22 protein-coding genes are annotated in these 23,896 nt (G+C 67.5%); 10 read left to right on the top strand and 12 right to left on the bottom strand.

The genetic code is table 11. The annotated features are described in order from the left end of the window. Nucleotide 1 precedes the first annotated feature (1 nt). Genes AC5592_RS17240 through argC form a run of 4 tightly spaced genes read right to left on the bottom strand, consistent with a single transcriptional unit; the run spans nucleotide 2 to nucleotide 4,519 of the window. Nucleotides 2-1,279: an acetylornithine transaminase gene (locus tag AC5592_RS17240; RefSeq protein ID WP_063064812.1), complete on the bottom strand. Its 1,278-nt coding sequence runs from the start codon at nucleotides 1,277-1,279 to the stop codon at nucleotides 2-4. Next, a complete protein-coding gene (gene argB, locus AC5592_RS17235) occupies nucleotides 1,276-2,211 on the bottom strand; it encodes an acetylglutamate kinase (protein WP_051024533.1) in 936 nt (311 codons plus the stop codon). Before argB ends, AC5592_RS17240 begins: the two co-directional genes overlap by 4 nt. Beyond that, nucleotides 2,208-3,425, bottom strand: a complete 1,218-nt coding sequence (gene argJ / locus AC5592_RS17230) for a bifunctional glutamate N-acetyltransferase/amino-acid acetyltransferase ArgJ (protein ID WP_036500701.1) — start codon at nucleotides 3,423-3,425, stop codon at nucleotides 2,208-2,210. Before argJ ends, argB begins: the two co-directional genes overlap by 4 nt. Then, nucleotides 3,422-4,519: an N-acetyl-gamma-glutamyl-phosphate reductase gene (gene argC, locus AC5592_RS17225; protein WP_063064849.1), complete on the bottom strand. Its 1,098-nt coding sequence runs from the start codon at nucleotides 4,517-4,519 to the stop codon at nucleotides 3,422-3,424. Before argC ends, argJ begins: the two co-directional genes overlap by 4 nt. A 283-nt stretch (nucleotides 4,520-4,802) precedes the next feature. Here argC and AC5592_RS17220 point away from each other — a divergent pair, with 283 nt between their 5' ends. The 4 genes from AC5592_RS17220 (at nucleotide 4,803) to AC5592_RS17205 (ending at nucleotide 6,769) form a co-directional block, all read left to right on the top strand. Further along, nucleotides 4,803-5,555 carry a GNAT family N-acetyltransferase gene (locus AC5592_RS17220; protein WP_063064811.1) on the top strand — a complete coding sequence of 251 codons (753 nt, stop codon included), beginning with the start codon at nucleotides 4,803-4,805 and terminating at the stop codon, nucleotides 5,553-5,555. Further along, entirely contained in the window at nucleotides 5,552-5,770 is a 219-nt protein-coding gene (infA, locus tag AC5592_RS17215; protein ID WP_036500751.1) for a translation initiation factor IF-1, read from the top strand. Before AC5592_RS17220 ends, infA begins: the two co-directional genes overlap by 4 nt. Before the next feature lie 110 nt (nucleotides 5,771-5,880). Beyond that, nucleotides 5,881-6,306: an SRPBCC family protein gene (locus AC5592_RS17210; RefSeq protein WP_051024532.1), complete on the top strand. Its 426-nt coding sequence runs from the start codon at nucleotides 5,881-5,883 to the stop codon at nucleotides 6,304-6,306. After that, nucleotides 6,299-6,769, top strand: coding sequence for a MarR family winged helix-turn-helix transcriptional regulator (locus AC5592_RS17205; RefSeq protein ID WP_063820355.1), 471 nt, complete (start codon nucleotides 6,299-6,301; stop codon nucleotides 6,767-6,769). Before AC5592_RS17210 ends, AC5592_RS17205 begins: the two co-directional genes overlap by 8 nt. A gap of 346 nt (nucleotides 6,770-7,115) precedes the next feature. On the opposite strand, the gene AC5592_RS17200 is transcribed toward AC5592_RS17205, so the two are convergent. Continuing rightward, nucleotides 7,116-8,120 carry a hypothetical protein gene (locus AC5592_RS17200; RefSeq protein ID WP_157121963.1) on the bottom strand — a complete coding sequence of 335 codons (1,005 nt, stop codon included), beginning with the start codon at nucleotides 8,118-8,120 and terminating at the stop codon, nucleotides 7,116-7,118. Nucleotides 8,121-8,486: 366 nt separating this feature from the next. On the opposite strand from AC5592_RS17200, the gene AC5592_RS17195 reads away from it, so the two are divergent. Next, nucleotides 8,487-10,019, top strand: coding sequence for an acyl-CoA synthetase (locus AC5592_RS17195; RefSeq protein ID WP_063064809.1), 1,533 nt, complete (start codon nucleotides 8,487-8,489; stop codon nucleotides 10,017-10,019). Nucleotides 10,020-10,081: 62 nt separating this feature from the next. On the opposite strand, the gene AC5592_RS17190 is transcribed toward AC5592_RS17195, so the two are convergent. Further along, complete coding sequence (locus AC5592_RS17190) at nucleotides 10,082-11,818, bottom strand: pyruvate dehydrogenase (RefSeq protein WP_063064808.1); 1,737 nt, start codon at nucleotides 11,816-11,818, stop codon at nucleotides 10,082-10,084. 727 nt (nucleotides 11,819-12,545) lie between these two features. On the opposite strand from AC5592_RS17190, the gene AC5592_RS17185 reads away from it, so the two are divergent. Further along, nucleotides 12,546-13,439, top strand: coding sequence for a helix-turn-helix domain-containing protein (locus AC5592_RS17185; RefSeq protein ID WP_036500687.1), 894 nt, complete (start codon nucleotides 12,546-12,548; stop codon nucleotides 13,437-13,439). Then, nucleotides 13,436-13,642: a DUF397 domain-containing protein gene (locus AC5592_RS17180; protein ID WP_036500685.1), complete on the top strand. Its 207-nt coding sequence runs from the start codon at nucleotides 13,436-13,438 to the stop codon at nucleotides 13,640-13,642. Before AC5592_RS17185 ends, AC5592_RS17180 begins: the two co-directional genes overlap by 4 nt. 335 nt (nucleotides 13,643-13,977) lie before the next feature. On the opposite strand, the gene AC5592_RS17175 is transcribed toward AC5592_RS17180, so the two are convergent. Further along, nucleotides 13,978-14,418, bottom strand: coding sequence for a winged helix-turn-helix transcriptional regulator (locus AC5592_RS17175; protein WP_036500682.1), 441 nt, complete (start codon nucleotides 14,416-14,418; stop codon nucleotides 13,978-13,980). A gap of 126 nt (nucleotides 14,419-14,544) precedes the next feature. Here AC5592_RS17175 and AC5592_RS17170 point away from each other — a divergent pair, with 126 nt between their 5' ends. Continuing rightward, nucleotides 14,545-15,411: an oxidoreductase gene (locus AC5592_RS17170; RefSeq protein WP_036500680.1), complete on the top strand. Its 867-nt coding sequence runs from the start codon at nucleotides 14,545-14,547 to the stop codon at nucleotides 15,409-15,411. A 38-nt stretch (nucleotides 15,412-15,449) separates the two neighbouring features. Here AC5592_RS17170 and AC5592_RS17165 read toward each other — a convergent pair whose 3' ends face one another. Beyond that, complete coding sequence (locus AC5592_RS17165; RefSeq protein WP_063064806.1) at nucleotides 15,450-16,991, bottom strand: amino acid permease; 1,542 nt, start codon at nucleotides 16,989-16,991, stop codon at nucleotides 15,450-15,452. A gap of 293 nt (nucleotides 16,992-17,284) precedes the next feature. Between AC5592_RS17165 and AC5592_RS17160 the strand changes: the two genes are divergently transcribed. Further along, nucleotides 17,285-18,241 (top strand): LLM class flavin-dependent oxidoreductase, encoded by a 957-nt coding sequence (locus AC5592_RS17160; RefSeq protein WP_198163867.1) that lies wholly within the window; start codon nucleotides 17,285-17,287, stop codon nucleotides 18,239-18,241. Nucleotides 18,242-18,408: 167 nt separating this feature from the next. After that, nucleotides 18,409-18,894 carry a carboxymuconolactone decarboxylase family protein gene (locus AC5592_RS17155; RefSeq protein WP_036500739.1) on the top strand — a complete coding sequence of 162 codons (486 nt, stop codon included), beginning with the start codon at nucleotides 18,409-18,411 and terminating at the stop codon, nucleotides 18,892-18,894. Nucleotides 18,895-18,956: 62 nt separating this feature from the next. Here the strand turns inward: AC5592_RS17155 and AC5592_RS17150 are convergent, their stop codons facing one another. Genes AC5592_RS17150 through pheT form a run of 4 tightly spaced genes read right to left on the bottom strand, consistent with a single transcriptional unit; the run spans nucleotide 18,957 to nucleotide 23,896 of the window. Further along, nucleotides 18,957-19,997 (bottom strand): hypothetical protein, encoded by a 1,041-nt coding sequence (locus AC5592_RS17150; RefSeq protein WP_036500678.1) that lies wholly within the window; start codon nucleotides 19,995-19,997, stop codon nucleotides 18,957-18,959. A gap of 41 nt (nucleotides 19,998-20,038) precedes the next feature. Further along, nucleotides 20,039-20,524, bottom strand: coding sequence for a PspA/IM30 family protein (locus AC5592_RS17145; RefSeq protein ID WP_063064805.1), 486 nt, complete (start codon nucleotides 20,522-20,524; stop codon nucleotides 20,039-20,041). A gap of 39 nt (nucleotides 20,525-20,563) precedes the next feature. Then, nucleotides 20,564-21,346 (bottom strand): alpha/beta hydrolase, encoded by a 783-nt coding sequence (locus tag AC5592_RS17140; RefSeq protein WP_063064804.1) that lies wholly within the window; start codon nucleotides 21,344-21,346, stop codon nucleotides 20,564-20,566. A gap of 48 nt (nucleotides 21,347-21,394) precedes the next feature. Further along, nucleotides 21,395-23,896 carry a phenylalanine--tRNA ligase subunit beta gene (gene pheT, locus AC5592_RS17135; protein WP_063064803.1) on the bottom strand — a complete coding sequence of 834 codons (2,502 nt, stop codon included), beginning with the start codon at nucleotides 23,894-23,896 and terminating at the stop codon, nucleotides 21,395-21,397.

The following is a 23,896-nucleotide window of genomic DNA, read 5'->3' as shown; positions in this document are numbered from 1 at the left end:
GTCACTCACTCTCCTGGGAAGCCGCGTCGAGGATGCCGGGCAGATCGGCGAGGAAACCCTCCGCCTGTGCCTCGGTCAGGATCAGCGGCGGGGCCAACCGGATCACATTCGGCTTCGGCGGGTTGATCAGATAGCCGGCGGCGCGCGCGGCCGCCTCGACTTTCGCCGAAACGTCCTGGGTCAGTTGGATTCCGATGAGCAGCCCCGCGCCGCGCACGTGGTCGATCAGCGGATGGCCGAGGTCCTCGATGCCGTCGATCAGCGTCTTGCCGACCGATTCGACATGGGCCGCCAGTCCCTGCTCGTCGATGGTCCGCAGCACCGCCAGCGCCGCCGCGGCGCTGACCGGATTACCGCCGAAGGTGGTGCCGTGCAAGCCGGGAGTGAGCAGCTCCGCCGCCGGGCCCTGCGCCAGCACCGCGCCGATGGGCAGGCCGCCACCGAGCCCCTTGGCCAGCGTCATCACATCGGGCACGATGCCCGCGGCATGATGGGCGAAAAACGGTCCGGTGCGGCAGATTCCGGTCTGCACCTCGTCGAGGATCAGCAGCGCACCGTGCTCGGAGGTGATCCGGCGGGCCTCGGCCAGATAGTCCAGCGGCGGCACCACCACGCCGCTCTCCCCCATGATCGGCTCGAGGAAGACTGCGGCGGTATCGGAATCCACCGCGGCGGCCAGCGCCGCGGCGTCGCCGTAGGGCACGTGCACGACACCGGGGGGCATCGGCTCGAACGGCGCCCGCTTCGACGGCTGTCCGGTCAGCGCGAGCGCGCCCATGGTGCGGCCGTGGAAGGCCTCGTCGCAGGCGACGATCTTGTGCCGTCCGGTGAGGCGTGCGATCTTGAACGCCGCCTCGTTGGCCTCGGTACCCGAATTGCAGAAGAACGCCCGGCCGTGTCCGATGCGGCCCGATCGGGGGCCCTCCGTGGTTACGCCGGCTGCCTCCTCCGGGCCCTGACCGATCGGGCCGTGTCCGTCACCGAAATGTGCGAGCAGCTTCTCGGCCAGCTCCAGAACCGGTTCGCTGACATAGAGATTCGAGACGTGGCCGAGGGTGCCGAGCTGCTGGGTAACAGCCTCCAGAATCGCCGGATGGGCGTGGCCCAGGCTGTTGACCGCGATACCGCCGAGGAAGTCGACGTAACGGTTGCCCTCGGCGTCGTACACGACCGCGCCCGAGCCGCGCACCAGCGCCACCTTCGGGGTGCCGTAGTTGTTCATCAGCGCGGACGACCACCGCTGCTGCAACTGCTCCGTACTCGTGACGTTGTCGCTCATGAGTTTGTCGTTCCTGCCGTCTCGGGAGGGGTCACCATCGTTCCGATACCTTCCCCGGTGAACAGTTCCAGCAGTACCGCATGCGGCACCCGGCCGTCGATCACGTGCGCGGTCGGGACGCCGGCCTCGACAGCGCGCAGGCATGCCTCCATTTTCGGCACCATGCCCGCGTCCAGGCTCGGCAGCAGTGCGGCCAAGGCGTCGGTATCGATATGGGTGGTCAGCGACGAGCGGTCGGGCCAATTCGTGTACAGGCCTTCGACATCGGTGAGCACCACCAGTTTCTCCGCGCCGATGCCCTGCGCCAGCGCCGCGGCGGCGGTATCGGCGTTGATGTTGTGTACCACGCCGTCGGCATCGGGCGCGATGGTCGACACCACCGGAATGCGCCCGGCGCGAACGAGATCCAGCACCGCGTCCGGATTGACGGCGGTGACGTCGCCGACCAGGCCGATATCGGTCTGCTCGCCGTCGACGGTGACGGTGCGGCGGGTGGCGGTGAACAGCCGCGCGTCCTCACCGGAGATGCCGACCGCGTACGGGCCGTGCGCGTTGATCAGCCCGACCAGTTCGCGGCCGACCTGACCGAACAGCACCATCCGCACCACATCCATCACCTCGGGGGTGGTGACGCGGAAGCCGCCGCGGAATTCGCCCTGCAACCCGAGCTTCTTCAGCATGGCGCTGATCTGCGGGCCTCCCCCGTGCACCACCACGGGATGCACGCCGACGGTGCGCAGGAACGCCATATCGGCGGCGAAGGCGTGTTTGAGGGTGTCGTCGATCATGGCGTTGCCGCCGTATTTGACGACCACGATCTTGTCGCGGAACTTCTGCAGCCACGGCAGCGCACCCGCCAGCACGTGCGCCTTGTCCAGTGCCGACAGATCCTGAGTGGTCACCGGAATCTCCGGTGTCGCTTCGGTGGTCATGAGCTGTAGGCCGAATTCTCTTCGACATAGCCGTGCGAGAGGTCGGTGGTGCGCACGGTGGCGGTGCCCTCGCCGAGGCCCAGTTCCACCAGCACCGCGATATCGGGACCGGACAGATCCACCTCTCGGGCGCCGGGAGCTCCGGTTCCGTTGACGCACACCGGATTTCCGTTGAACGACACGGTGACCCGATCGGGATCCAATTCGATGGGCGCGATGCCCACCGCGGCCAGCACCCGGCCCCAGTTCGGGTCGGAACCGAAGAACGCCGTCTTCACCAGCGAGTCGCGGGCGACCGCGCGGGCGGCGATCAGCGCCTCGTCCTCGCTCACCGCCCCGGTGACGGTGATCTCGACGCGCTTGGTGACGCCTTCGGCGTCGGCCATCAGCTGTGCGGCGAGGTCGTCGCAGACCGCCAGCACCGCGGCGTCGAGTTCGTCCTGGCTCGGAGTGACGCCGCTGGCGCCGTTGGCCAGCAGCAACACGGTGTCGTTGGTCGAGCAGGAGCCGTCGACGTCGAGCCGGTCGAAGGTCAGCCGGGTCGCATTGCGCAGCGCCGTATCCAGCTGCTGCGGGGTGGCGGCGGCGTCGGTGGTAACCACCACGAGCATGGTCGCCAGGGACGGGGCGAGCATGCCCGCTCCCTTGGCCATCGCGCCGACGTTCCATTTGTCGGCGTGGTGGAACGCGGCCTGTTTGGGCACGGTGTCGGTGGTCATGATGGCGTGCGCGGCGTCGGTGCCGCCGGACAGGCCGCCCGCCATCTCGTGCACGATCTCGGTCACACCGGGCAGCAGTTTGTCCATCGGCAGCCGGTCACCGATCAAACCGGTCGAGCAGACCGCGATTTCGCCCGCCCCGGTCTCGGTTCCCCAGTTGCTCAACGCTTTCGCCAGTTCCTCGGCGGTGGCATGGGTGTCCTGGAATCCGCCCGGGCCGGTGCAGGCGTTGGCGCCACCGGAGTTCAGGATCACCGCGCGCAGACGCCCGCTGGTGAGCACCTGCTGCGACCAGAGCACCGGCGCGGCCTTCACCTTGTTGCGGGTGAACACGCCCGCGGCTGCATAATCGGGCCCCTCGTTGAAAACCAGTGCCAGATCGAGCTTCCCGTTGGCTTTGATGCCTGCTGCGATGCCGGCGGCCCGGTATCCGAGCGGTGCGGTCACACCCTGGGTGCGGACCAGTTTGCCGCCGGCGATATCGGTGTCGGTCACGGTGCCACTCCTACGGTGGAAAGTCCGGCGGTCTCGTCGAGACCGAGAGCGAGATTCATCGATTGCACCGCGGCGCCCGCGGTGCCCTTGGTCAGATTGTCGATCGCGCCGATCACCACCAGCGTGCGCGCGGCGGTGTCGACGGCGACCTGCAGGGTGATGGCGTTGGAGCCGACCACCGAACCCGTCTGCGGCAGTACGCCTTCGGGCAGCAGGTGAATGAACGGTTCGTCGCCGTATGCCTTGTCGTACACCGCGCGGGCGGCGGCCAGGTCGGCCACCGCACCCGCGGCGTCGGGGCGCAGGCGTGCGGTGCAGGTGGCCAGGATGCCACGCGGCATCGGGGCCAGCACCGGCGTGAAAGAGACTGTGACATCGCCGATCTCGACGCCCGTGGCCGCGGCCGCGGCCTTCAGGTTCTGCGCGATCTCCGGCGTGTGCCGGTGTGCGCCGGCGATGTTGTAGGCGCGGACCGAACCCATCACCTCCGAACCCAGCAAACCCACATCGAGTTTGCGGCCGGCGCCCGAGGTGCCGCTCACCGCGACCACGGTCACCTCCGGTTCGACGATGCCCGCCCCGACCGCCGGGGCCAGGGCCAGACTCGACACCGTCGGATAGCAGCCCGGGACCGCGATGCGGGTGGCCCCGCGCAGCTGTTCGCGGGCGCCGGGCAGCTCGGGCAGACCGTAGGGCCAGCTGCCGGCATGCGGGGATCCGTAGTAGGTCTCCCAGTCCTCCGGATCGGTGAGCCGGAAGTCGGCGCCGCAGTCGATGATCACCGTGGACTCCGGCAGCTGCTGCGCGATGGCAGCCGACTGGCCGTGCGGCAGCCCGAGGAACACCACGTCGTGCCCGGCCAGCACCTCCACCGTGGTCGCTTCGAGCACCCGATCGGCCAGCGGCAGCAGATGCGGCTGTGACTGCGCCAGCTTGGTCCCGGCATTGGATCCCGCGGTCAGCGCCCCGATCTCGAGGCGCCCGGCTCGGTACTCCGGATGCCCCAGCAGCACACGCAGGACCTCACCGCCCGCGTATCCGCTCGCACCAGCTACCGCGACCCGCACCACGGGCCCACTCGAGGTATCCGCCATGTGATGATTATGCACGATCATGCAAGCTCATTCACGAGCGGGGTGCGGGACGTCGTCGAGGTGGCATATTCACCGCAGATTGCGCGGTGAATAGCGGCGGCTCGGAAAATGGGTTGGCGGCGGATAGTCGAGTTGATAGCCTCATGCGGTCCGACCTGATCACGCGAGGGGGTGAGTCCCATTTTCACGGCATTCCTTGGGCGCTCCCCGTTCTCACGATCGGACGTTTGACGCACGTCGTCATCGGGAGTGCTCGTCCGAGCGATCCCGAGAGGGGACGACAATGCATTCTTCCGAACTCATGGTGACGCGCATCGCGGACCGGCAGTGGCATGCGCTGACCGGCGACCGGCTGGTCGGTCGTGGTGAGGCGTCACCGCGGCCCGATGGGCGACTGTTTCTCAGCATCGACTCCTGGGAGGACGAGGCCTTCGATCGCCTCGCCGGCGCCATGCTGTCCGAGCTGCCGAAACCGCTGTACACGCTGGTCGACGAGGCCGATCTCGAGCTGACCACGCAATGGCGCCGGGCGGGTCTCGCGCCCCGGCGGCGCGAATGGGAATACCGGGTTCCCACCGATCCTGCGATCACAGGACTCGATTCGGCACCGCCGCCGGACATCGAGATCCTGAATTTCGGTGCGGCCGAAGCGCATTCACTGCGCGAACTGGACCGTACCGTACGCGCCGAAGTCGAGGCCACCGCCGGTTGGCACACCATGCCGGCCGAGGTGATCTCCCCACCGATCGATCCGGCGAACTACGTGGTGGCGGCCCAAGCCGGCCGGTACATCGGGTGGTGCCGGGTGGCGCAACCGACTCGGCTGCCGCGCATCGGACTGGTCGCGGTCCGCGCCGACGCACGCCGGCGCGGCATCGCCCGCGCCCTGCTGGGCCGGGCGCTCAGCTCGCTGCACCGCGCCGGGAAAACATGGGCAGCGGCCGAAATCGACGAATCCAACGCGCCGGCCACCGCCCTGTTCGAGGGCATCGGCGCCGAGCGGTCGAACAGCACGCTGGAGTTGGTGCGGCGATGAAGAAGGGAGCGATCGAAGTTCAGGGGCACGTCGTGGAATGCCTGCGTAACGCGACATTCACGGTGGAACTCCCCAACGGCCACCAGGTCCTGGCCCACCTGTCCGGAAAGGTCCGGATGAACTACATCAAGATCCTCCCGGACGATCGGGTCCTGGTGGAGCTGAGCCCCTACGACCTGACCAGGGGCCGAATCCTGTTCCGCTATCGGAGTTAGTGCCAGGACAGGACGGCGAAGTCCACCTATCCAGCGGAAATCAGCCACGATCTAGATTTGTTGCTGCAACAACAGTTATTGTTGTTGCAGCAACAAACTGGAGGCGGCCCATGATGTACTCGTTCACCGAAGAAGCCGTAATAGCAGGCGATATCGACCGGATCTGGGCGGTAGCCACGGACGTCGCACGCTGGGCCGAATGGGATCCGCACGAGGAGAAGGCCCGCCTCGACGGGCCGTTCGTCCCGGGAACCAAGGGGTGGGTGAAGCCCAAGGGAGCACCAGCGGGGCCGTTCACGATCGTCGCGGTGGAACCTGGCCAGTCGTGGACCAGCGAGGCGGGCCTGCCGTTCGGCAAGTTGCGGGGCCGGCGCACCTACGAGCCGCTCGGCGACGGCACGGTGCGGGTTTCCGAGAACGTCGAGGTCCACGGACCGATGGGACCGCTGTTCAAACTCATCTGGGAAAAGGGAATGCGGGCGGATATGCCGCGCACCTTCGCGGCCCTCGCGGCGGAAGCGGCACGGCGTGGCTGAACGACCGACGCGGGCAGTACCCCAGGGTCCGCTCCTGTCCCCTGGGTTCTGGTTGCATCACGCCGCCCTCGAGTGGCGAGCAACGCTGGAACGGAACCTGCGCCCGCTCGGGCTGACGCCGACTCAATTCAATCTGCTGGCCTCCACCGGATGGTTGGCGCGCCACGGCGCACGCCCCACTCAGCAGCAGGCGGCGGATATGGCGGGCACCGACCGGATGATGGCGTCGCGGGTAATCCGTGTCCTGGAGGAGCGCGGCATGCTCCGGCGCCACCCGGACCCCGCCGACGCCCGTGCCTTCCGGCTCGAACTCACCGCCGCGGGAAGAGATTTGGCGTCCGCGGCTATCAGGGTCGCCGTAGACACCGACGAACAGATCTTCGGCGCCCATGGCGATCAGCTGCGCGAACACCTCCGGCCGATCGCCGCCCACCGGGTACCGGCAGAACGGCCGACCGAGTGAGACGGCACCGCGCAACCTGATCCGGCAGGGGCGGAACGGACGCCGCGCCCCCACGCGGAATCTTCTCCGCGGCTGAACTATTCGTGCAAACCTCCGCGACAATGGCGGAAAACCGCAAAAATCCACGAGGTTTGCACGATTAGTTCACCGTCCCGCCGACAATCGCGCGTGGTGCGCCGGGTCGAAACCCGCGGGGCATTCCGACCGTCTCGCGCCGCGTGCCTGGAGTGCGGCTCCGGCGGCCCGGACACCCACCGGCCGTGCGGTGTGCCGCACCGGACATCCACAGGCGACTCGCTCTTCCGCACCGCGCGGTCGTCTTCTACGCCCCATGCGCGGTCCGGCTTCACTGTTGAGGAAGACGCGGTTCCGAAGGCGGCGCACCAATCGGGCCCGCATGGACAGTGGGAGCGGAGGATGAGTCCGGGTCGCTGGGCTGTTCCGGTGCGGATGGATAACCCGGTTGCGGGCCCGTTGGGGAAGGTGCGGCGGGGTGGTGGGCTTGGGCCGGCGGCATCGCGGCGGCGTGCGGACCCGCTACCAGGTGCGGGCCGGCGGCGTTCGGATCTCCCTGGACGCCCGACGGGGCTCCCGGATAACCCGGCACTCCCGGATAGGCCGGCGCGGGGGCGCCCGGATAGCCGGGAGCCGCGCCCGGATACGACGGCCACCCATGAGGCGCCGGCGGCGAAGGTTCGGCCGACGGGTAGACCACGGGAGCCGAATAGTTGGGCGCGACAGCAGGAGCCGGATAGCCGGGCGGGACGCCGGCGTGGGCCGCCGGTCCCGGATACGGCACAGCACCGGGGTAGCCGGGGATTGCCGACGGAGACACGGGGGTTACCGCGGAGTTCGACTTTCCCGCGATCACGGCTCCCACCGCGGCGAGAATTGCGATGGCAGCGGGTATCGCGAGCCAATTACCTCTGTCGGCCAACCGAACATAGGAGTCGATGCAGAGAACCACGATGTTCTGGGCGACCGTGACGAACAACGCGCCGGCGCCGAGCGCGGCAATGGTACGAACCCGGACGGATCCCGAACCGGAAATCGCCAGCAGAATGCCGCCGACCAGCGCGACGAGTGCGCACACCCAGAACGGGATCACGGCGGCACCCAAGCCGTACTCGAAGACGGAATAGCCTCCGCCCGAGACGACGAGTCCCCAGATGGATTGCGCGGCGGCGAGAATCGCCGCCACGGCTAAGGCGATACCCGCCGCGACGTCGACGGCAGCGCGCTTACCGGTAACTCTTGACCCCGAGAAAGGCTGAGCGCCAGGGTAATTCGGCGGCACACCCCAGCCCGGTGGTTGCGGTGCGGGATATCCGGGCTGGTACGGGTTCACCATAGGTCGGAGCTCCTTGTCGACATCGCTTGTGGCTCAGCCTAAGCGAGCGCCGAGGCCCGCGCGTGTTCACCGGCACCCCCGCCGGTTCCGCCGGGGCGGCGGTCGCAGCCGCGAGCGGCGGGTGGCATCCGCCCACAACCCGGCGAGAACCGGTCGCCCCAGCTCGCGCGCCCCGGCGTACGGCGGTCCACACCTCCGCGAACGCGGACAGAAGTTTGGCGATAATTCACGAATCGTCGTTTACTTTCCGCTATCGTCGCGCTCGTCGGGACGGTGTCTCGGCGGGGCCGGTGTCGCGGCGGCGAGGCAGGTCCCTCTCGACCGGCGGTCGCGTCCGGGCCGTCGGCGGTGTTGTGGAGGAGCAGGATGTACCCCGGTGCGCATGTCGATCGTTTCCCTGATAAACCGGCGGTCGTGCTGGCCGAGAGCGGTGCGGCGCTGACCTACCGCGAACTCGAGGACAACTCGGTTCGCCTCGCGCGCCACCTCTACGACGCGGGCCTGCGCAAGGGCGATCACGTCGCGCTGCTGTCGGGCAATACGCTCGAGGTGTACGAGGTCTACTGGGCGGCGTTGCGATCCGGCCTTTACATCACGGCCGTCAACCGGCACCTGTCCGCGGACGAGATCAGCTATATCGTCAACGATTGCGGCGCACGGGCGCTCATCGTGTCGGCGGAGCTGGCGGATGTCGCGCAGCGGGTGGTCGCGCAGACGCCCGAGGTCGGGATCCGGCTCGCCTTCGGCGGACCTGTTCCCGGATACGACTCGTACGACAAGGCTCTGGCCGCATCCTCTGCGGAGCCGCTGCCGGATCAGCCGCGCGGCGCCGACATGCTGTATTCGTCGGGCACCACCGGCCGCCCGAAGGGCATCAAACATCCGTTGCCGGATCGTCAGGTCGGCGATGCGCCGGGTGACACCTACACCGCGGTGTTCGGCCCGCTCTACGGATTCGACACCGACACCGTGTACCTGTCGCCGGCTCCGCTGTATCACGCCGCGCCGTTGCGGTTCGGCGGTGTGGTGCACGCCCTCGGCGGAACCGTGGTGGTGCTGGAGCGCTTCGACGCCGAACAGGCCCTGGCCGCGATCGAACGCTATCGCGTCACCCACAGCCAGTGGGTGCCGACGATGTTCGTGCGCATGCTGAAACTCGACGAGAGCGTGCGTGCCCGCTACGACGTCTCGAGCATGCGGGTCGCCGTCCACGCCGCCGCGCCGTGTCCGGTGGAGGTGAAGCAGGCGATGATCGACTGGTGGGGGCCGGTGCTGCACGAGTATTACGCCTCGACCGAAGGAAACGGCGCCACCTTCATCGACAGCGAGCAGTGGTTGCGCAAACCCGGCTCGGTCGGGCCCGCGGGCCTGGGCGCGGTTCGCATCTGCGACGACGACGGGCGCGAATTGCCCTCCGGCGAGATCGGCACCATCTATTTCGAACGCGAGGAAGTCCCGTTCGACTACCACAACGATCCGGAGAAGACCGCGAAGGCGATTCACCCGGATCACCCGACCTGGACCACCACCGGCGATATCGGCTACATCGACGCCGACGGGTTCCTGTTCCTGACCGACCGCAAGGCGTTCATGATCATCTCCGGCGGGGTGAACATCTACCCGCAGGAAATCGAGGACGCCCTGGCCCTACACCCCGACGTCCTCGATGTGGCGGTGATCGGCGTGCCCGACGAGGAGATGGGTGAATCGGTGAAGGCGGTCGTCCAGCCCGCACCCGGCGCGGAGCCGGGACCCGAACTGGCGCAACGACTCCGCGACTTCCTGCGCGAGCGCATCGCCCACTACAAGGTGCCGCGCAGCGTCGATTTCGCCGACGAACTGCCCCGTACACCGACGGGAAAACTGGTCAAGGGCAAGTTGCGCGAGCAGTACGTGTGAGGGTCGGCCGGGCGGGTTCGTCTCGCTCGGCGACCACGAATCTCACTGGGAAGCAGCGCTTTTCATCGCGGCACGTTACGCAGATTCGACCGGGCCATGTCGATCATGCGGCCCACCCCGCCGGTGAGCACGATCTTGCTGGCCGCGAGCGCGAAGCCACGCACCTGCGCCGCGGTGATGTGCGGCGGGAGGGACAGGGCGTTCGGATCGGTGACCAGGTCGACCAGCGCGGGGCCCGGATGTGCCAGCGCCTCGGCGAGGGCTGCGCGGATGTCGGAGGGTTCGGTGACTCGCACCGCGTGGATGCCCGCGGCGCGGGCCACGGCGGCGAAATCGACCGGGGCATGGTCGGTTTCGAAGTTCGGCAGGCCGTCCACCAGCATCTCCAGCCGCACCATACCCAGCGACGAATTGTTGAAGACGATGATCTTGACCGGCAGCCGGTGCAACGCCACGGTGAGCACCTCACCCATCAGCATGCCCAATCCGCCGTCGCCGGACATCGAGATCACCTGCCGGTCCGGATAGGCGAATTGCGCGCCGATGGCATGCGGCAGGGCGTTGGCCATCGTGCCGTGCAGGAACGACCCGATCACCCGGCGACGGCCGTTCGGTGTCAGATAGCGCGCCGCCCACACATTGCACATGCCGGTGTCGACGGTGAAGATCGCGTCGTCGGAGGCGAGGTCGTCGAGGATGTCGGCGGCGTATTCGGGGTGAATCGGCTTGTGGTCGGCCACATTTCGGGTGTAGGCGTCGACGACCTGCTCGAGCAGCCGGCAGTGCTCGCCGAGCATGCGGTCCAGGAATTCGCGGTCGGACTTCTGCTTCAGGAGGGGTAGAACCGCGCGCAGGGTTTCCCGGACGTCGCCGTGCACGGCCAGTTGCAGCGGCGTGCGCCGGCCGAGGCGGGCGGCGTCGTGGTCGATCTGCACGGTATCGGTTCCCGGCAGGAATTCGTCGTAGGGGAAATCGGTGCCGACGAGCACGACCAGGTCGGCCTCGTGCATCGCCTTGTAGCAGGCGCCGTAGCCGAGCAGACCGCTCATTCCCACGTCGTAGGGATTGTCGAACTGGATCCATTCCTTACCGCGCAGGCTGTGCCCGATGGGTGCGTGGAGCAGTTCCGCGAGCCGCATCACCTCCTCGTGCGCGTCGCGCACGCCGGCACCGCAGAACAGCGTGACGGTGCGCGCCGCGTTCAGCGCGTCGGCGAGCGCCTGCACCTGTTCGGCGGCGGGCATGACGTGGCCGAGTTCGGAGACGAGACTCGTCTCGCCGGTCGGGTGCGCGGCGTCCAGCTGCGCGACATCGCCCGGCAGCACCACCACCGACACCTCGTGACGAGCCAGCGCATGCTGGATCGCGATCCGCAGCATGCGCGGCATCTGCTCGGGCCGGCTGATCATTTCGCAGTACCCGCTGCATTCGACGAAGAGCCGTTCCGGATGCATTTCCTGGAAGAACTGGGTGCCGATCTGGTCGGAGGGGATGTGGGAGGCCAGTGCCAGCACCGGCGCTCCGGTGCGGTGCGCGTCGTAGAGGCCCTGGATCAGGTGCGTGTTACCCGGACCGCAGCTACCCGCGCAGACGGCCAGGCGGCCGGTCAGTTGCGCCTCCGCCGCCGCGGCGAAGGCGCCGGCCTCCTCGTTGCGCACATGCACCCATTCGATTTCCGGCGTGCGGCGCACCGCGTCGACGATCGGATTGAGGCTGTCCCCCACCACGCCGTAGATCCGCCGCACTCCGGCCTGTACGAGCACGTGCACGAATTGCTCGGCCACATTCGTTTTCGCCATGCGCTCTCCTCCACCGCTGTGATCGGCGCCGGCGTATTCGCCTTCGCCCGGAGCCGAAGCTTCCTTCCCGGATGAACAGATTCGCGATCGCCACGAATACTACCGGGCGGGGCGGAGTGGAAATCGCGTCCGACATCATGCCCGGACGTTCGCCGCAGCCGAGATGATTGCCGGGAAGAGCGCCGGGACTCGCCCCCATATTCGATGCCGAGGGCGATACCCGGACAGGTTCGGCAACCGTCAGCGAAATTGCTCCTTGAATATTCACAGCGCAATCCTGCCGCTAAACCGAGCCGTTTGCCGCCTCCATCTTGCAAACGCAAAAGTGCTGGTGGACAACATGTCTCGATACACAGACCGACTGCGGCACCGGACTGCGAATACGACCGACAACGCGCGGGCGACGTCGAGCGATCACCGCCGTGATCTCGACGTGATAGGCCATCGGATGTCCGTACATCGGTGCGCTCCTGCCGTTTTCGGTGCTGGCATGCCCGATAGCCGGGGCCGGAGACCGCCGTCCCGCGAAAGGCGAGAGGAATTCGGCGGTTGGTTCTTCCCGGCTACCGAGGCGGATGCCAGTACACTCGAAACGTCCCGCATCCGGAATAGGCAAGCGCCCGAATGTTTTTCACGGATCCCGGACATTCACTACGGGGACAGAACTTCGAACGCCACCACAGGGTGGCTTCCAGAAACAGGATCGATCACTAGGGAGGCTAACGATATGTCCGTCACCGGCAGCACCCTCGCCCGCCGCGCCTTGGGGCGCGAACTGCGCCGCCTCCGCGAGGCCAAGGGGCTGAAGCAGGCCGCCGCCGCCCGCGCCGCCGAAACCTCACCCCAATCCATCGGCCGCATCGAAGAGGGGCTGTCCACGAGAACCACTGGGCTGCAGGTGAATGCGCTGTGCGATTTCTATGAGGCGTCGGATGAGGACCGGCGGACGTTGCTGGGGTTGGTATCCGAGGTGCGGGCTTCACGCGAGCGCGGAGGCGGGTGGTGGAGGGCTTATGCCGATGCCCAAATCCCCAGCGGATTCGACCATTACCTCTCCTTGGAAGAGGCTGCCAGCCATATGACCGCGTGGAAGACAGGGATCGTGCCAGGTTTGTTGCAGACGCCTGCTTACCGTCGGGCCTTGGCTTGGTCGGAAATTCCCGAGCTGACGCCGGAAGCTATCGAAGGACGTCTGCAAGTGACCGTACAGCGGCAAAGGCGCCTCGACGATCCCGGCTTCACACTGGAGGTAGTTCTGTCCGAAGCCGCTGTCCGTGACCAGGTCGGCGGCCCGCACGTGCTGGCCGAACAGCTACACCACCTCATTGATGAATCGGAACGGCCCAACGTTTCGGTGCGGGTCGTCCCCTTCAACGCTCGCCGTCACACCGGGCCATTGGCCGGATCGTTCATCCTTCTCGACTTTCCCGAGCTGCCGCAATCGAAGTTGACCGAACCACCGATCGTGTACATCGAGGCATATGCCGGCGATCTGTACTTGGAGCGCGCCGAGGAAGTCCAGCGCTATCGCGCTGCGCTGAACGCAGTCCAGCGGGTAGCTTTGAATGAACACGACACCCGGCACCTGATTTCGGCAATAGCGAAGGAGCACCAGGCGTGAACGTTGACCTATCCAAGGCCGAATGGTTCAAGTCCAGCCGCAGTTCGTCGGGCAAGGAATGCGTCGAGGTCGCCCACCTTCCCGAGGGCCACGTCGGCGTCCGAGATTCCAAGAACCCCACCGGCCCCGCCCTCGTGTTCGCCCCCGCCGACTGGGATGCGTTCACCGCCCGCCTCGGGAGCGGCGGCTTCGACCTTACTTAACCCTCTGTGCCGCAAGGGCGTTCGGGCCGATAAGCCCGGACGCCCTTGTCGTGTCACCATCTTCACGAAGCGGCCGGACGCTCGTCGTTCGATGCATGTGAACCAGGCCGGTGCGAACAGCCCCACCGCGCGGCCCACCCGACGCGCCACACGCTGCTGTCGACCGCCCCGGGTAGAGGTTGAGCGCCTAAAGTACAGCAAAGAGGTCGTTACTATACGTTAAGCACTAAAAAGTATAGTAACGATGCGCTTACTGTACTTTGCTGTCCAGAGTCGTCCTGTGCTGCACGGTGATTCGCCACTCACCGCTCGAGCACCAACGTCGTCCGGCCCGCTCATGAGGTGCGAGCGTCGTGGCTCTGACGGTGGGCCAACACCTCGTCCATGTGGTCCTGTGCCCAGGATCTGAGGCCCCGCGTCAAGTGATGGAGTGAGAGGCCGAGTTCGGTGAGCTCGTAGGCGACCGTGACGGGAACGGTCGGCGTCACTGTGCGGGTGAGCAGACCGTCACGCTCGAGAGCCCGCAGGGTTTGGGTCAACATCTTCTGGCTGACTCCGACCAGCAGGCGAGACAGTTCGGAGTAACGCATCGCTCTCGGGGCACGCGAGACACCGGGCCGATCGGACGCGTCGCCCGCATCCCCGCTCAACGCGCACAGAATCAGCACGACCCATTTGTCGGAGATTCGATCGAGGAGTTGACGACTGGGGCATGCCGCCAGGAATGCGTTGTACTCCGCGCTGCTTCGAGCCCCCTCGAATACCTTCGCTGTCACCGGCCTCGCCTTTCATCGGAGAGTTACGCACTTTCAAGTGCCTACTTCCCGAAAGAGAGTAGCTCTCCAACAATGGTGCCAGGAGGTCGCAGACAGCTCCTCCCGATCGGAGACGAAAGGCGCCACGTGAACGCACCCCTCCTTCCCGGCGGTACCCGAATGCTCGGCGACGCGACTGTCACCCGATTCGGCTACGGCGCCATGCAGCTCGCCGGCCCCGGGGTCATGGGGCCGCCCACCGACCGCGACGGCGCGCTGGCCGTGCTGCGTGAGGCCGTCGATGCCGGTATCACCCACATCGACACCAGTGCCGCATACGGGCCTGATGTGACGAACGAGTTGATCCGCGAGGCGCTGCACCCCTACCCGGACGCGGTGTACATCGCCACGAAGGTCGGGGCGCGCCGCGACGCGCAGGGCGGCTGGCCTACGGCCCGGCGTCCCGAAGACTTACGCGAACAGGTGCACCAGAACCTTCGGTCGCTCGGGGTCGAGACGCTCGACCTGGTCAACCTGCGCATGGGCGATGCCGCAGGCCCCCAGCCCGGCTCGCTCGCAGCGGCATTGGAGACGCTCGCCGACCTTCAGCAGGACGGGCTGATACGCCATCTCGGAGTCAGCAACGTCACCGCGGATCAAGTCGCCGAGGCGCGGAGCATCGTGGCGATCGTATGCGTGCAGAACATGTACAACCTCGCCCACCGCCACGACGACGACCTCATCGACCGGCTCGCCGACGACGACATCGCCTACGTACCGTACTTCCCGCTCGGTGGCTTCACACCGCTGCAGTCGGAGACACTCGCCCGAGTCGCGAACCGGGTGGGCGCCGCGCCGCTGCCGGTGGCGCTGGCCTGGCTGTTGCGGCGCGCACCGAACATTCTGCTCATTCCCGGTACGTCGTCCGCGGCTCACCTGCGCGAGAACATCACCGGAGCCGGGCTTTCGCTGACGGATGAGGACGTCGCCGAACTGAACGAGATCGGCCGCTGACCATGCCGTCGAGGAGGAGCCACTCGCCCTGCGGCCGCTCATCTCCCGCGCCGGCCCGGATCCTCCACGATCACTTCGGGTTCCGCCGGCCGCCCGGGCCACGGGCGCTCGGCGACCACTGGGAACTGGCCGGTGTGGTCGTGGCGAATCGCCGCTATGCGCAACACTTTTCGTCGCGTCAGGAACCATCCTCCGACCAGCACCGGTCCCATGACGCAGATCGTGGCAATGACCGCCCAGCGTTGGATCGGGTCGCTGCTGCACGCCATCAGGACGATCACGACCACCAGAAAGGCGAGGGTGGCGTAACCGGTGTAGGGAGCGCCGATCATGCGGTAGGCGGGGCGGTGGGAGATGCCGTCCCACCAGCGGCGCCACAGGCGCAGCTGGCAGAGCAGAACCACCATCCACGAGACGATCGTGCCGAGGGCGGAGACGTTCAGGACGATCTCGAATGCCTTGTCCGGCACCACCGCGTCGAGTCCGACGCCGATCAGCGCGATCGCGCCGGTCGCAAGAATGCCGACATAGGGCACGCCGGTGCGCGACATGCGGGTGGCGACGGCGGGGGCGCTGCCGTTCGCCGACATCGACCGCAGGATGCGGCCGGTGGAATACAGGCCCGCGTTGAGGCTGGAGAACGCGGCGGTGAGCACGATCAGATTCATCATCGACCCGGCGGCGGGAACGCCGATGCGGGCGAAGAACGTCACGAACGGGCTCTCGCCGTCACGAAAGGCGGTGTAGGGCAGCAACAGTCCCAGCAGGACGAGGGAGCCGACGTAGAACACCCCGATGCGGGCGATGACCGAGTTGATGGCCCGCGGCATCACCTCGTGCGGATTCTCGGTCTCGCCCGCGGCGATGCCGACCAATTCCACTGCCGCATAGGCGAAGACGACGCCCGTGGTGACCGTGACGAGCGGCAGCACACCGGTCGGGAACAGGCCGCCGTGATGCGTGATCACGCTCACCCCCGTGGACTCGCCCCGGAGGGCGAATCGGCCGGCGAGGAAGACCGTGCCCACGATCAGAAATCCGATGAGGGCGACGACTTTCACCAGCGCCACCCAGAATTCGAGTTCCCCGAACCATCGCACCGAGATCAAATTCGTGCCGACCACCGCCATCAGCGCCACCAGTGCGATCACCCACTGCGGCACCACGGTGAACGCACCCCAATATCGGACATATGTCGCGATCGCGGTGATGTCTACGATGCCGGTCATGCACCAGTGAAAGAAATACATCCAGCCGACGGCGAAAGCGAGTTTCTCGCCATAAAATTCGCGCGCGTAGGATACGAACGATCCGGATGACGGCCGATACAGCACCAACTCCCCCAGCGCCCGCAGCACGAAGAAGACGAAGACACCGCAGACCGCGTAGACCAGAAAAAGCCCTGGACCTGCATCGGCGAGACGTCCACCCGCACCGAGGAACAGTCCGGTGCCGATCACTCCGCCGATCGCGATCATCTGCAATTGACGGTTGCGCAACGACTTTCGATAGCCGTCCTGCTCGGTATGCAACGCCGCGGCCAGAGCCGACAATTCGACGGGTCGGTGGTCTGCGCTCATGACCGGACCTTCCGGTGGACAACATTGAATCTTCAAACAACGTACTGCCGCACAGCGTTACGTTCAGGAGTGGGAATATCGAAATACCGTGCGGTCGGTTCTCATCGAGTGAGTGCCGTTACCCGCTGTGCCGAGAATTCAAACCAATGGAGTCGAATTCGACAGCGCGAAATTCGTTGTCGCGGAACCGTCCCGCCGTGCCGGTCCGGCGATCGCCGATCCGACCGGCGCCGGCACCCGGCGATACCCTCGAGGGAGTTGTCGCGCGGCAGCCGGACGCCGAGGCTGAGCTCGTGAACGACATTCGATACGGCCTACTCCTTCCCGGCGGCGTCGCGCAGCTGCAGCACGACGGCGCGGCCCGTCATCTGGCCGAGTTGGCGGTGACAGCCGAACGTATGGGGTTCGATTCGGTGTGGCTGGGCGATTCGCTGAGCCGGGCCCGGATCGAACCCCTGACGGTCCTGGCGGCCGCGGCGGCGCTGACCGAGCGGATCACTCTCGGCACGGCTGCGCTGATGCCGGCGTACCGGCACCCGGTGCAGGCCGCCGCCACCCTCGCATCGCTGGATCAGCTGGCCTCGGGGCGGCTGATCCTCGGCGTCGGCGCCGGATTCCCGGAACTCAGCCGAGCCGAATTCGACCTGGTCGGCGTCGACTACCGAACCCGCTTCTCCCAGCTCGACGACACCGTCGACCTGTGGCGGCGGCTGTGGTCCCAGAACACCGACCCGTTCCACGGCAAGGTCCTCCACTACGACTGGTTGCCGGACGTGCCACAGCCGCACCGGCCGGGCGGGCCACCCATCTGGGCCACCGGCATCACTCCCGCCGCGCTGGCCCGCACCGGACGGCGCTACGACGGCTGGCTGCCCTACCCGCCGGATGTGCGAGCCTATGCCGAGGGCCTGACCGCCGTACGGTCCGCCGCGACCGCCGCCGGACGCACCGACACATCGATCACTCCGGCACTTTTCGCCACGGTCTACCTCAGCGACGACCCGCACGCGGGCCGGGCCGCGCTGGACCGCTACACGCAGGCGACCTACCGGATGCCGGTGGACACGGTCGAAACGATCCAGGTCCTGCTGACCGGCACCGCCGAACACGTTGCGGCGCAACTCGATCGGTACATCGACGCGGGCGCCGAACACATCCTCCTGCGTATCGCCGCCCTCGACCCGGCCGAGTTCGACAGCCAATTGGCTCTGACCGAGTCCCTGTTACGGCCCATGACGATCTCGCACTGAAATCCGCGCTCGACGCGGACCACCGAGATCGCCGCGACGGGACGCCGGGCAGCCGCTGTTTGTGACATCGGATATCTATGCCGCACATCACTTTTCCACACTGTCACACCGATGGTGGGCGCGGCATCTTGTGTTCGTTCAACGATCACGGCAGCAAGGACGAAGTCATGGAACCCCGTTTCACCCTCACCGACAACGCACTCGGCGCCAAGTTCGCCAAGCGGTTCGGCAACACCAGCCTGGTCATCCTCCAGTCGACCCTGCCCAAGGCGACCCAGGACCTGATGATGCTGCGTGTCAGCCAGATCAACGGCTGCGGCTGGTGCACGGACGTGCACAGCAAGGACCTCGCGGCCGCCGGCGAGCCCGCGGTGCGCATCAACCTGGTCGCCGCGTGGCGCGAGTCGTCGGTCTACACAGACGCCGAGCGGGCCGCGCTCGCGCTGGCCGAGGAAGGTACCCGCATCGCCGACGCCCATCAGGGAGTCTCGGACGAGACCTGGGCGCAGGTGCGCAAGCATTACGACGACGACCAGATCGCCGCACTGGTCGGCCTGGTCGCGCAGATCAACGCGGCCAACCGGCTCGGTGTGATCGTGCGCCAGCAGGGCGGCTCGTACGACCCCGGCATGTTCGCCGAGATCACCGGCTGATCAGCGAGCGAAACGCGATCCGGCCCGGGGGTAGTCGACCCGGGCCGGACGGCGCCGGGGTATCACTGCGTCGCCTCGGCCAGGATCGCCAGCACCGGCTCGGAGGTGTAGAACGGTTCGAGGCGTTCGCGAATCAGCTTGGCCAGCACGCCGTTTCGCTTCGCCGCCTCGACCACCGCGGGGCCGTAGCGCAGGATCTCGGTACGGACGTCGTCGGCGGACAGGCCGAGTTCGGGCAGCAGCGCGCCGAGGGTGTGGTCGCCGTACTTGGTGAAGAACACGTCGACGCATTCGTCGAGGAGCACACCCACGTACTCCTTGTCGCGGGTGGTGACGACGATGCGGTGCACCAGCAGGGCGAGTTCGCGCAGGTCGGCCTGGGTCAGGTAGTCGCGCAGGCCGCTGACCGGCTCACCGGCGTGCAGATCCCAGAACTCCATCGCCGCGCCGTGCACCGGCGCGTCGCGCAGCATTTCGCGGATCGCGTTGTTGGTGCGCTTGAGGGCGAACATGGCACCCTTACCGGCCATATCGCCGATGAAGGTGCCGCTGCTGGCCTTCTCGGCGGCCTTGCGCGCGGACTTGGCCGCGTTGGTGCCGAACGACACCAGCGATCCGACGCCCGGAACCTTGCTGGCCATCTGCCGGTTCGACTCCATGAAATCGTCGATCAGCTTGTCGACGAATTTGGACGCCGCCGTCGCCACCAGGGGGCTTTCGGTCAGCCGCTCCAGCAGGCGTTCCTGGGCCTGGTGCATGCCGAAGATCTTCTCCAGCAACGCTTCCACGGGTTCGCGGTCCACGACGTCGCCGAGGGTGTGGTCGTTGTTCTCGGCGATATTGTCGTAGATCGCGTCGGCGAACACCGCCACCGAATCCTGCAGCACCGGGCTGCCGCCGATGCGGTTCACGACGGTGCGCACGGTCCGGCGAGCGTCTTCGACGGAGACCACGTCGCGGAAGACGATCGTGTCGGCGACCGCCAGCACATCGTCGACATCCCGGGCGACGACCTCGGCGAACCGATCTCCCGTCACCTCCGCCAGCAGATAGTCCACCTGCGCGTCGAGCAGTTTCGCGGCGACGTCCTGTGCTGCGGTCATCGGTTCCCCTTCAGCTGTCCGGACCGCCGGACCAGCCGGAATCACACGTCGTCGCGCATCGACTTCCGAATCTCGTCCAGGCGTTCCCGCGCGGCTTTCTCCCGCGCCTGCCATTGTTCGTCGGCGCTGCGGCCCGCCGGTGTCTGCCGGTCGAGTTCACCCAACCCCTGGGCGGTGCCGTAGCGCTGCTCGACCTTATCGCGAACTGACTCGAAAGTAGGGACTCCGGATTCGGAGTAGCCGCCGGGCACACCGAAGCCTTCCGGCGGCAGCGGCACGCCCGAGCCCACCGCGACCTGCCCGAATCCGCCGGAGATCGGCGGCAGCACGGCGGCGGCAGCCCCAGGAGTGTCCGAAGTCACATCGGCCGCGGGCTCGGCGCGAGTGGGACGGGCCGCCAGTTCGACCGCGGTCAGATGCAACTTCTCCAGACCCGGCCGGCCCGTGGTCGCGGTGACCACGACCTCGAGCAGATCCTCATCTTGCAGCGCGGCGAGCAGGGCCGCCATATCACCGGTGTCGGACATGCACCCAGGCTACGCATCGCGACCATGGTCCGGCCGATTTCACTCGCCGGTCACCGATTCCACACCCGCGAGAACGTCGCGGACCCACGCCGATACGGTTCCCGACCAGCCGGGAATCGAGACCAGGGTGTTGTGCCCAGCGCTCGGGTAGATCAGCAGCCGCTTCGGCTCGGCCAGCGCCGCGTACAAGGTGCGGCCCATCTCGACCGGAAGCAGTTCGTCGGCCTCACCGTGCATGACGAACGTGGGCACCCGCAGCTCGCGGAGCCGCTGCAACGTCGGAAAGGCGTTCGGCACCAACGGTTTCGGAATGAACGGGTAGACCGCGCGGGCCGCCTCGCGCAGACCGGTGAAGGTGGACATCAGAATCATCGCCGCGGGCGGATACTCGGTCGCCAACTCCGTGACGACCGCGCCGCCGAGCGACTTGCCGAGGTAGACAATGCGTTTCGGATCCACCCCGGATTGCTCCAGCAGCGCCCGGCGGGCGGCCCGGGCATCCAGATACAGCCCGCGTTCGCTCGGCCGGCCCGGACTACGACCGTAACCGCGATAGTCGAAGGTCAGCACGTTCAGGCCCGCGGCGGCCAGCAATGCCAGGATCGGCGAGCGGTCGCCGATATTGCCGCCGTTGCCGTGGGCGTAGAGCACGTGGGCGATCGGCTTCTCGGCGCGCACGAACCACGCGTTGATCCGGGCCCCGTCGTCCGCGGTCAGCCACAGATCGTCGTGGTCGAACCCGAACTGCTCGGGCGTCATGGTGATCCGACGTTCGGGATGGAACGTCAGCGCGTTGAGCACGCCCTCGGCCGGATGTCGCATAGTCCCTTCCTACCTGCACACACGCCCGTTCGCGAGCCCACGCTCGCACTATCCGCGCAGTACCGCTCCGACCGCGTCGGCGGCCGCCGCGACCGCCGAATCGCGGGCCGCGCTGGCCTCGTCCTCGGTGAGGGTGCGGTCGCTCGCCCGGAAGCGCAGGGCGTAGGTGAGGGATTTGCGACCCTCGCCCGCCTGGGCGCCCTCGTAGACGTCGAACAGGGCGATGTCCTCGAGCAGCTCGCCCGCACCGGTGCGCAGCGCCGATTCGACCTGAGCCGCGCCGACGGTCTTCTCGACACTCACCGACACGTCCTGCAGCACCGCCGGGAAGGGGGAAACGACCGGTGCGGGCCGGGATTCGCGCAGCGGCAGCGCGTCCAGATCCAGTTCCAGCGCACAGGTGCGCGGCGGCAGCCCGCTGCGCTCGAGGACGGCCGGATGCAGTTCGCCGGCATGGCCCACCACCGTGCCGTCGACCGCCAATTCCGCGCAGCGGCCCGGGTGGAACGGCAAATATGCGGCGGCTCGGCGCTCGATGGTGACCCCGGCGGCATCGGCGACGGCGTCGGCGAGGGCGAACGCGTCGGCCGCCTCGGCGACCCGGCCCGGGCCCCACGGGCCACGCGGTTCCCGCCGGCCGGTCATAACCGCGGCGACGTGCACCGGCTGGGCGGGCAGAGACTCGATGAGCTCGCGGATCTGCTCGTCGGTGGGACGGCGGTCGACCGGCAGTTCGGCCACCGCGTGGGTGTCGGGGCCGGGCAGGACGACCTGGGCGATGCCGTAGATCGACAGATCGCGCTCACCCCGGGAGATGTTGCGGGCGGCCACCTCGAGCAGGGCGGGCAACAGCGTGGTCGCCAGTTCCGCCTTCTCCACGTCGAGCGGGTTCAGCACGCGCATAGTGTTGCGGCGCGGATCGTCGGCGTCCAGACCCCAGGTGTCGAAGACCCCCGCGGTCATGAAGATCGGCGCCGGCACCTCCACACATCCGGAGAAGGCGAGCGCACGGCTGACGGCCCGGCGACGGCGTTGCTCGGCGGTGAGGCCACGCCCGGCCGGAGCCGTCGGCAGCACCGACGGAATCTGCTCCAGACCCTCGAGCCGCAGCACCTCCTCCACCAGATCGGCGGGCTGGGTGAGATCGGGCCGCCAGCTCGGCGGGGTCACGACCAGCTGGCCGTGGCCGGTCTCGCTGACGCTCACCTCGACGGAGCAGCCGATCTGCGCGAGCCGGCGCGCCGAGGTGCCGGTGGGATAGACGACGCCCGCGGTGCGGTCGGCCAGATCGATATCCATCCGGATCGGCTCGGTGGGGGGCACCGGGAGCCGCACGTCGGTCAGCGCGGATTCCACTGTGCCACCGGCGATTTCGGCCAGCAGAGTGGCGGCGCGGTCGAGCGCGGCGACGTTGATCTCCGGATCGACGACGCGCTCGTAGCGTTTACCCGCTTCCGAGACCAGCTTGTGCCGGCGCGCCGTGCGGTAGACCGCCAGCGGATTCCAGGTCGCGGCCTCCAGCAGGATGTCGGTGGTGTCGTCGCCGACCTCGGTGCTCGCGCCGCCCATGATGCCGGCCAGCGAGATCACACCCGAATCATCGGTGATCACAACGTCTTCGGCGTCGAGCGTGCGCTCGGCCTCATCGAGGGTGCGCAGCGTCTCACCGGTGTGTGCGCGCCGGATGACCAGCGGCCCGGTCACTTTCGCGGCGTCGAAGGCGTGCAGCGGCTGGCCCAGTTCGAGCATCACGTAGTTGGTGACATCGACGGCGGGCGAGATCGGGCGCACCCCGGCCAGCAGCAGCCGGCGCTGCAACCACCACGGGCTCACCGCGTTCGGGTCGACGCCGGTGACCCTGCGCACCGCGAACCGGGTGCAGCCGGATTCCGGTTCGACCGTCACCGCATACGCCTCGGCCTCGTCGTCGGGCAGCGTGCGCACCGCGGGATCGGCGTAGTCGAGGTCGAAACCGCAGGCGAGTTCGCGGGCCAGGCCGCGGACCGAGAAGCAGTAGCCGCGGTCCGGGGTGATGTTGAGTTCGATCACCGTATCGTCGAGGCCCAGCAGTTCGTTGGCGTCGGCGCCCGGTTCGGCGGTACCCGGCTCCAGCACGAGAATGCCGGAATGATCCTTGCCGATACCGAGTTCGGCGACCGAGCAGATCATGCCGTTGGAGACGTGGCCGTAGGTCTTGCGCGAACTGATGGCGAATCCGCCCGGCAGCACACCGCCCGGCAGCACCACGACCACGAGGTCACCGACCGCGAAATTGCGTGCGCCGCAGACGATCTCCTGCAGTTCCGGCTTGCCGATATCGACCTTGCAGAACCGGATCGGCTTCTTGAACTCGGTCAGCTCGGTGATCTCGGCGACCCGGCCGACCACCAGCGGATGTTCGATATCGCCGGTGACCGGCCGCAGGGTGTCGAGTTCCTCGACCTCGAGGCCCACGCGGACGAAACCGGCGTCGAGCTCCTCGGGGGTCAGCGACCACCCGGGGGTGGTCCGCTGCAGGGTTTCCGTCAGCCAGGACTGCGCTACTCGCAC

This window comes from Nocardia violaceofusca NBRC 14427, assembly GCF_963869435.1.
Classification (GTDB): domain Bacteria; phylum Actinomycetota; class Actinomycetes; order Mycobacteriales; family Mycobacteriaceae; genus Nocardia; species Nocardia aobensis.
This window is presented reverse-complemented; position numbering and strand designations above follow the sequence as displayed.

Coding starts and splice junctions, on each gene's coding strand:
- AC5592_RS17150 (WP_036500678.1), bottom strand. CDS start 19,997: ATGACCGCAGCACAGGACGTCGCCGCGAAACTGCTCGACGCGCAGGTG.
- argB (WP_051024533.1), bottom strand. CDS start 2,211: ATGACCACCGAAGCGACACCGGAGATTCCGGTGACCACTCAGGATCTG.
- AC5592_RS17220 (WP_063064811.1), top strand. CDS start 4,803: ATGCATTCTTCCGAACTCATGGTGACGCGCATCGCGGACCGGCAGTGG.
- AC5592_RS17190 (WP_063064808.1), bottom strand. CDS start 11,818: ATGGCGAAAACGAATGTGGCCGAGCAATTCGTGCACGTGCTCGTACAG.
- AC5592_RS17145 (WP_063064805.1), bottom strand. CDS start 20,524: ATGTCCGACACCGGTGATATGGCGGCCCTGCTCGCCGCGCTGCAAGAT.
- argC (WP_063064849.1), bottom strand. CDS start 4,519: ATGGCGGATACCTCGAGTGGGCCCGTGGTGCGGGTCGCGGTAGCTGGT.
- AC5592_RS17200 (WP_157121963.1), bottom strand. CDS start 8,120: ATGGTGAACCCGTACCAGCCCGGATATCCCGCACCGCAACCACCGGGC.
- infA (WP_036500751.1), top strand. CDS start 5,552: ATGAAGAAGGGAGCGATCGAAGTTCAGGGGCACGTCGTGGAATGCCTG.
- AC5592_RS17210 (WP_051024532.1), top strand. CDS start 5,881: ATGATGTACTCGTTCACCGAAGAAGCCGTAATAGCAGGCGATATCGAC.
- AC5592_RS17240 (WP_063064812.1), bottom strand. CDS start 1,279: ATGAGCGACAACGTCACGAGTACGGAGCAGTTGCAGCAGCGGTGGTCG.
- AC5592_RS17165 (WP_063064806.1), bottom strand. CDS start 16,991: ATGAGCGCAGACCACCGACCCGTCGAATTGTCGGCTCTGGCCGCGGCG.
- AC5592_RS17140 (WP_063064804.1), bottom strand. CDS start 21,346: ATGCGACATCCGGCCGAGGGCGTGCTCAACGCGCTGACGTTCCATCCC.
- AC5592_RS17155 (WP_036500739.1), top strand. CDS start 18,409: ATGGAACCCCGTTTCACCCTCACCGACAACGCACTCGGCGCCAAGTTC.
- AC5592_RS17195 (WP_063064809.1), top strand. CDS start 8,487: ATGTACCCCGGTGCGCATGTCGATCGTTTCCCTGATAAACCGGCGGTC.
- AC5592_RS17185 (WP_036500687.1), top strand. CDS start 12,546: ATGTCCGTCACCGGCAGCACCCTCGCCCGCCGCGCCTTGGGGCGCGAA.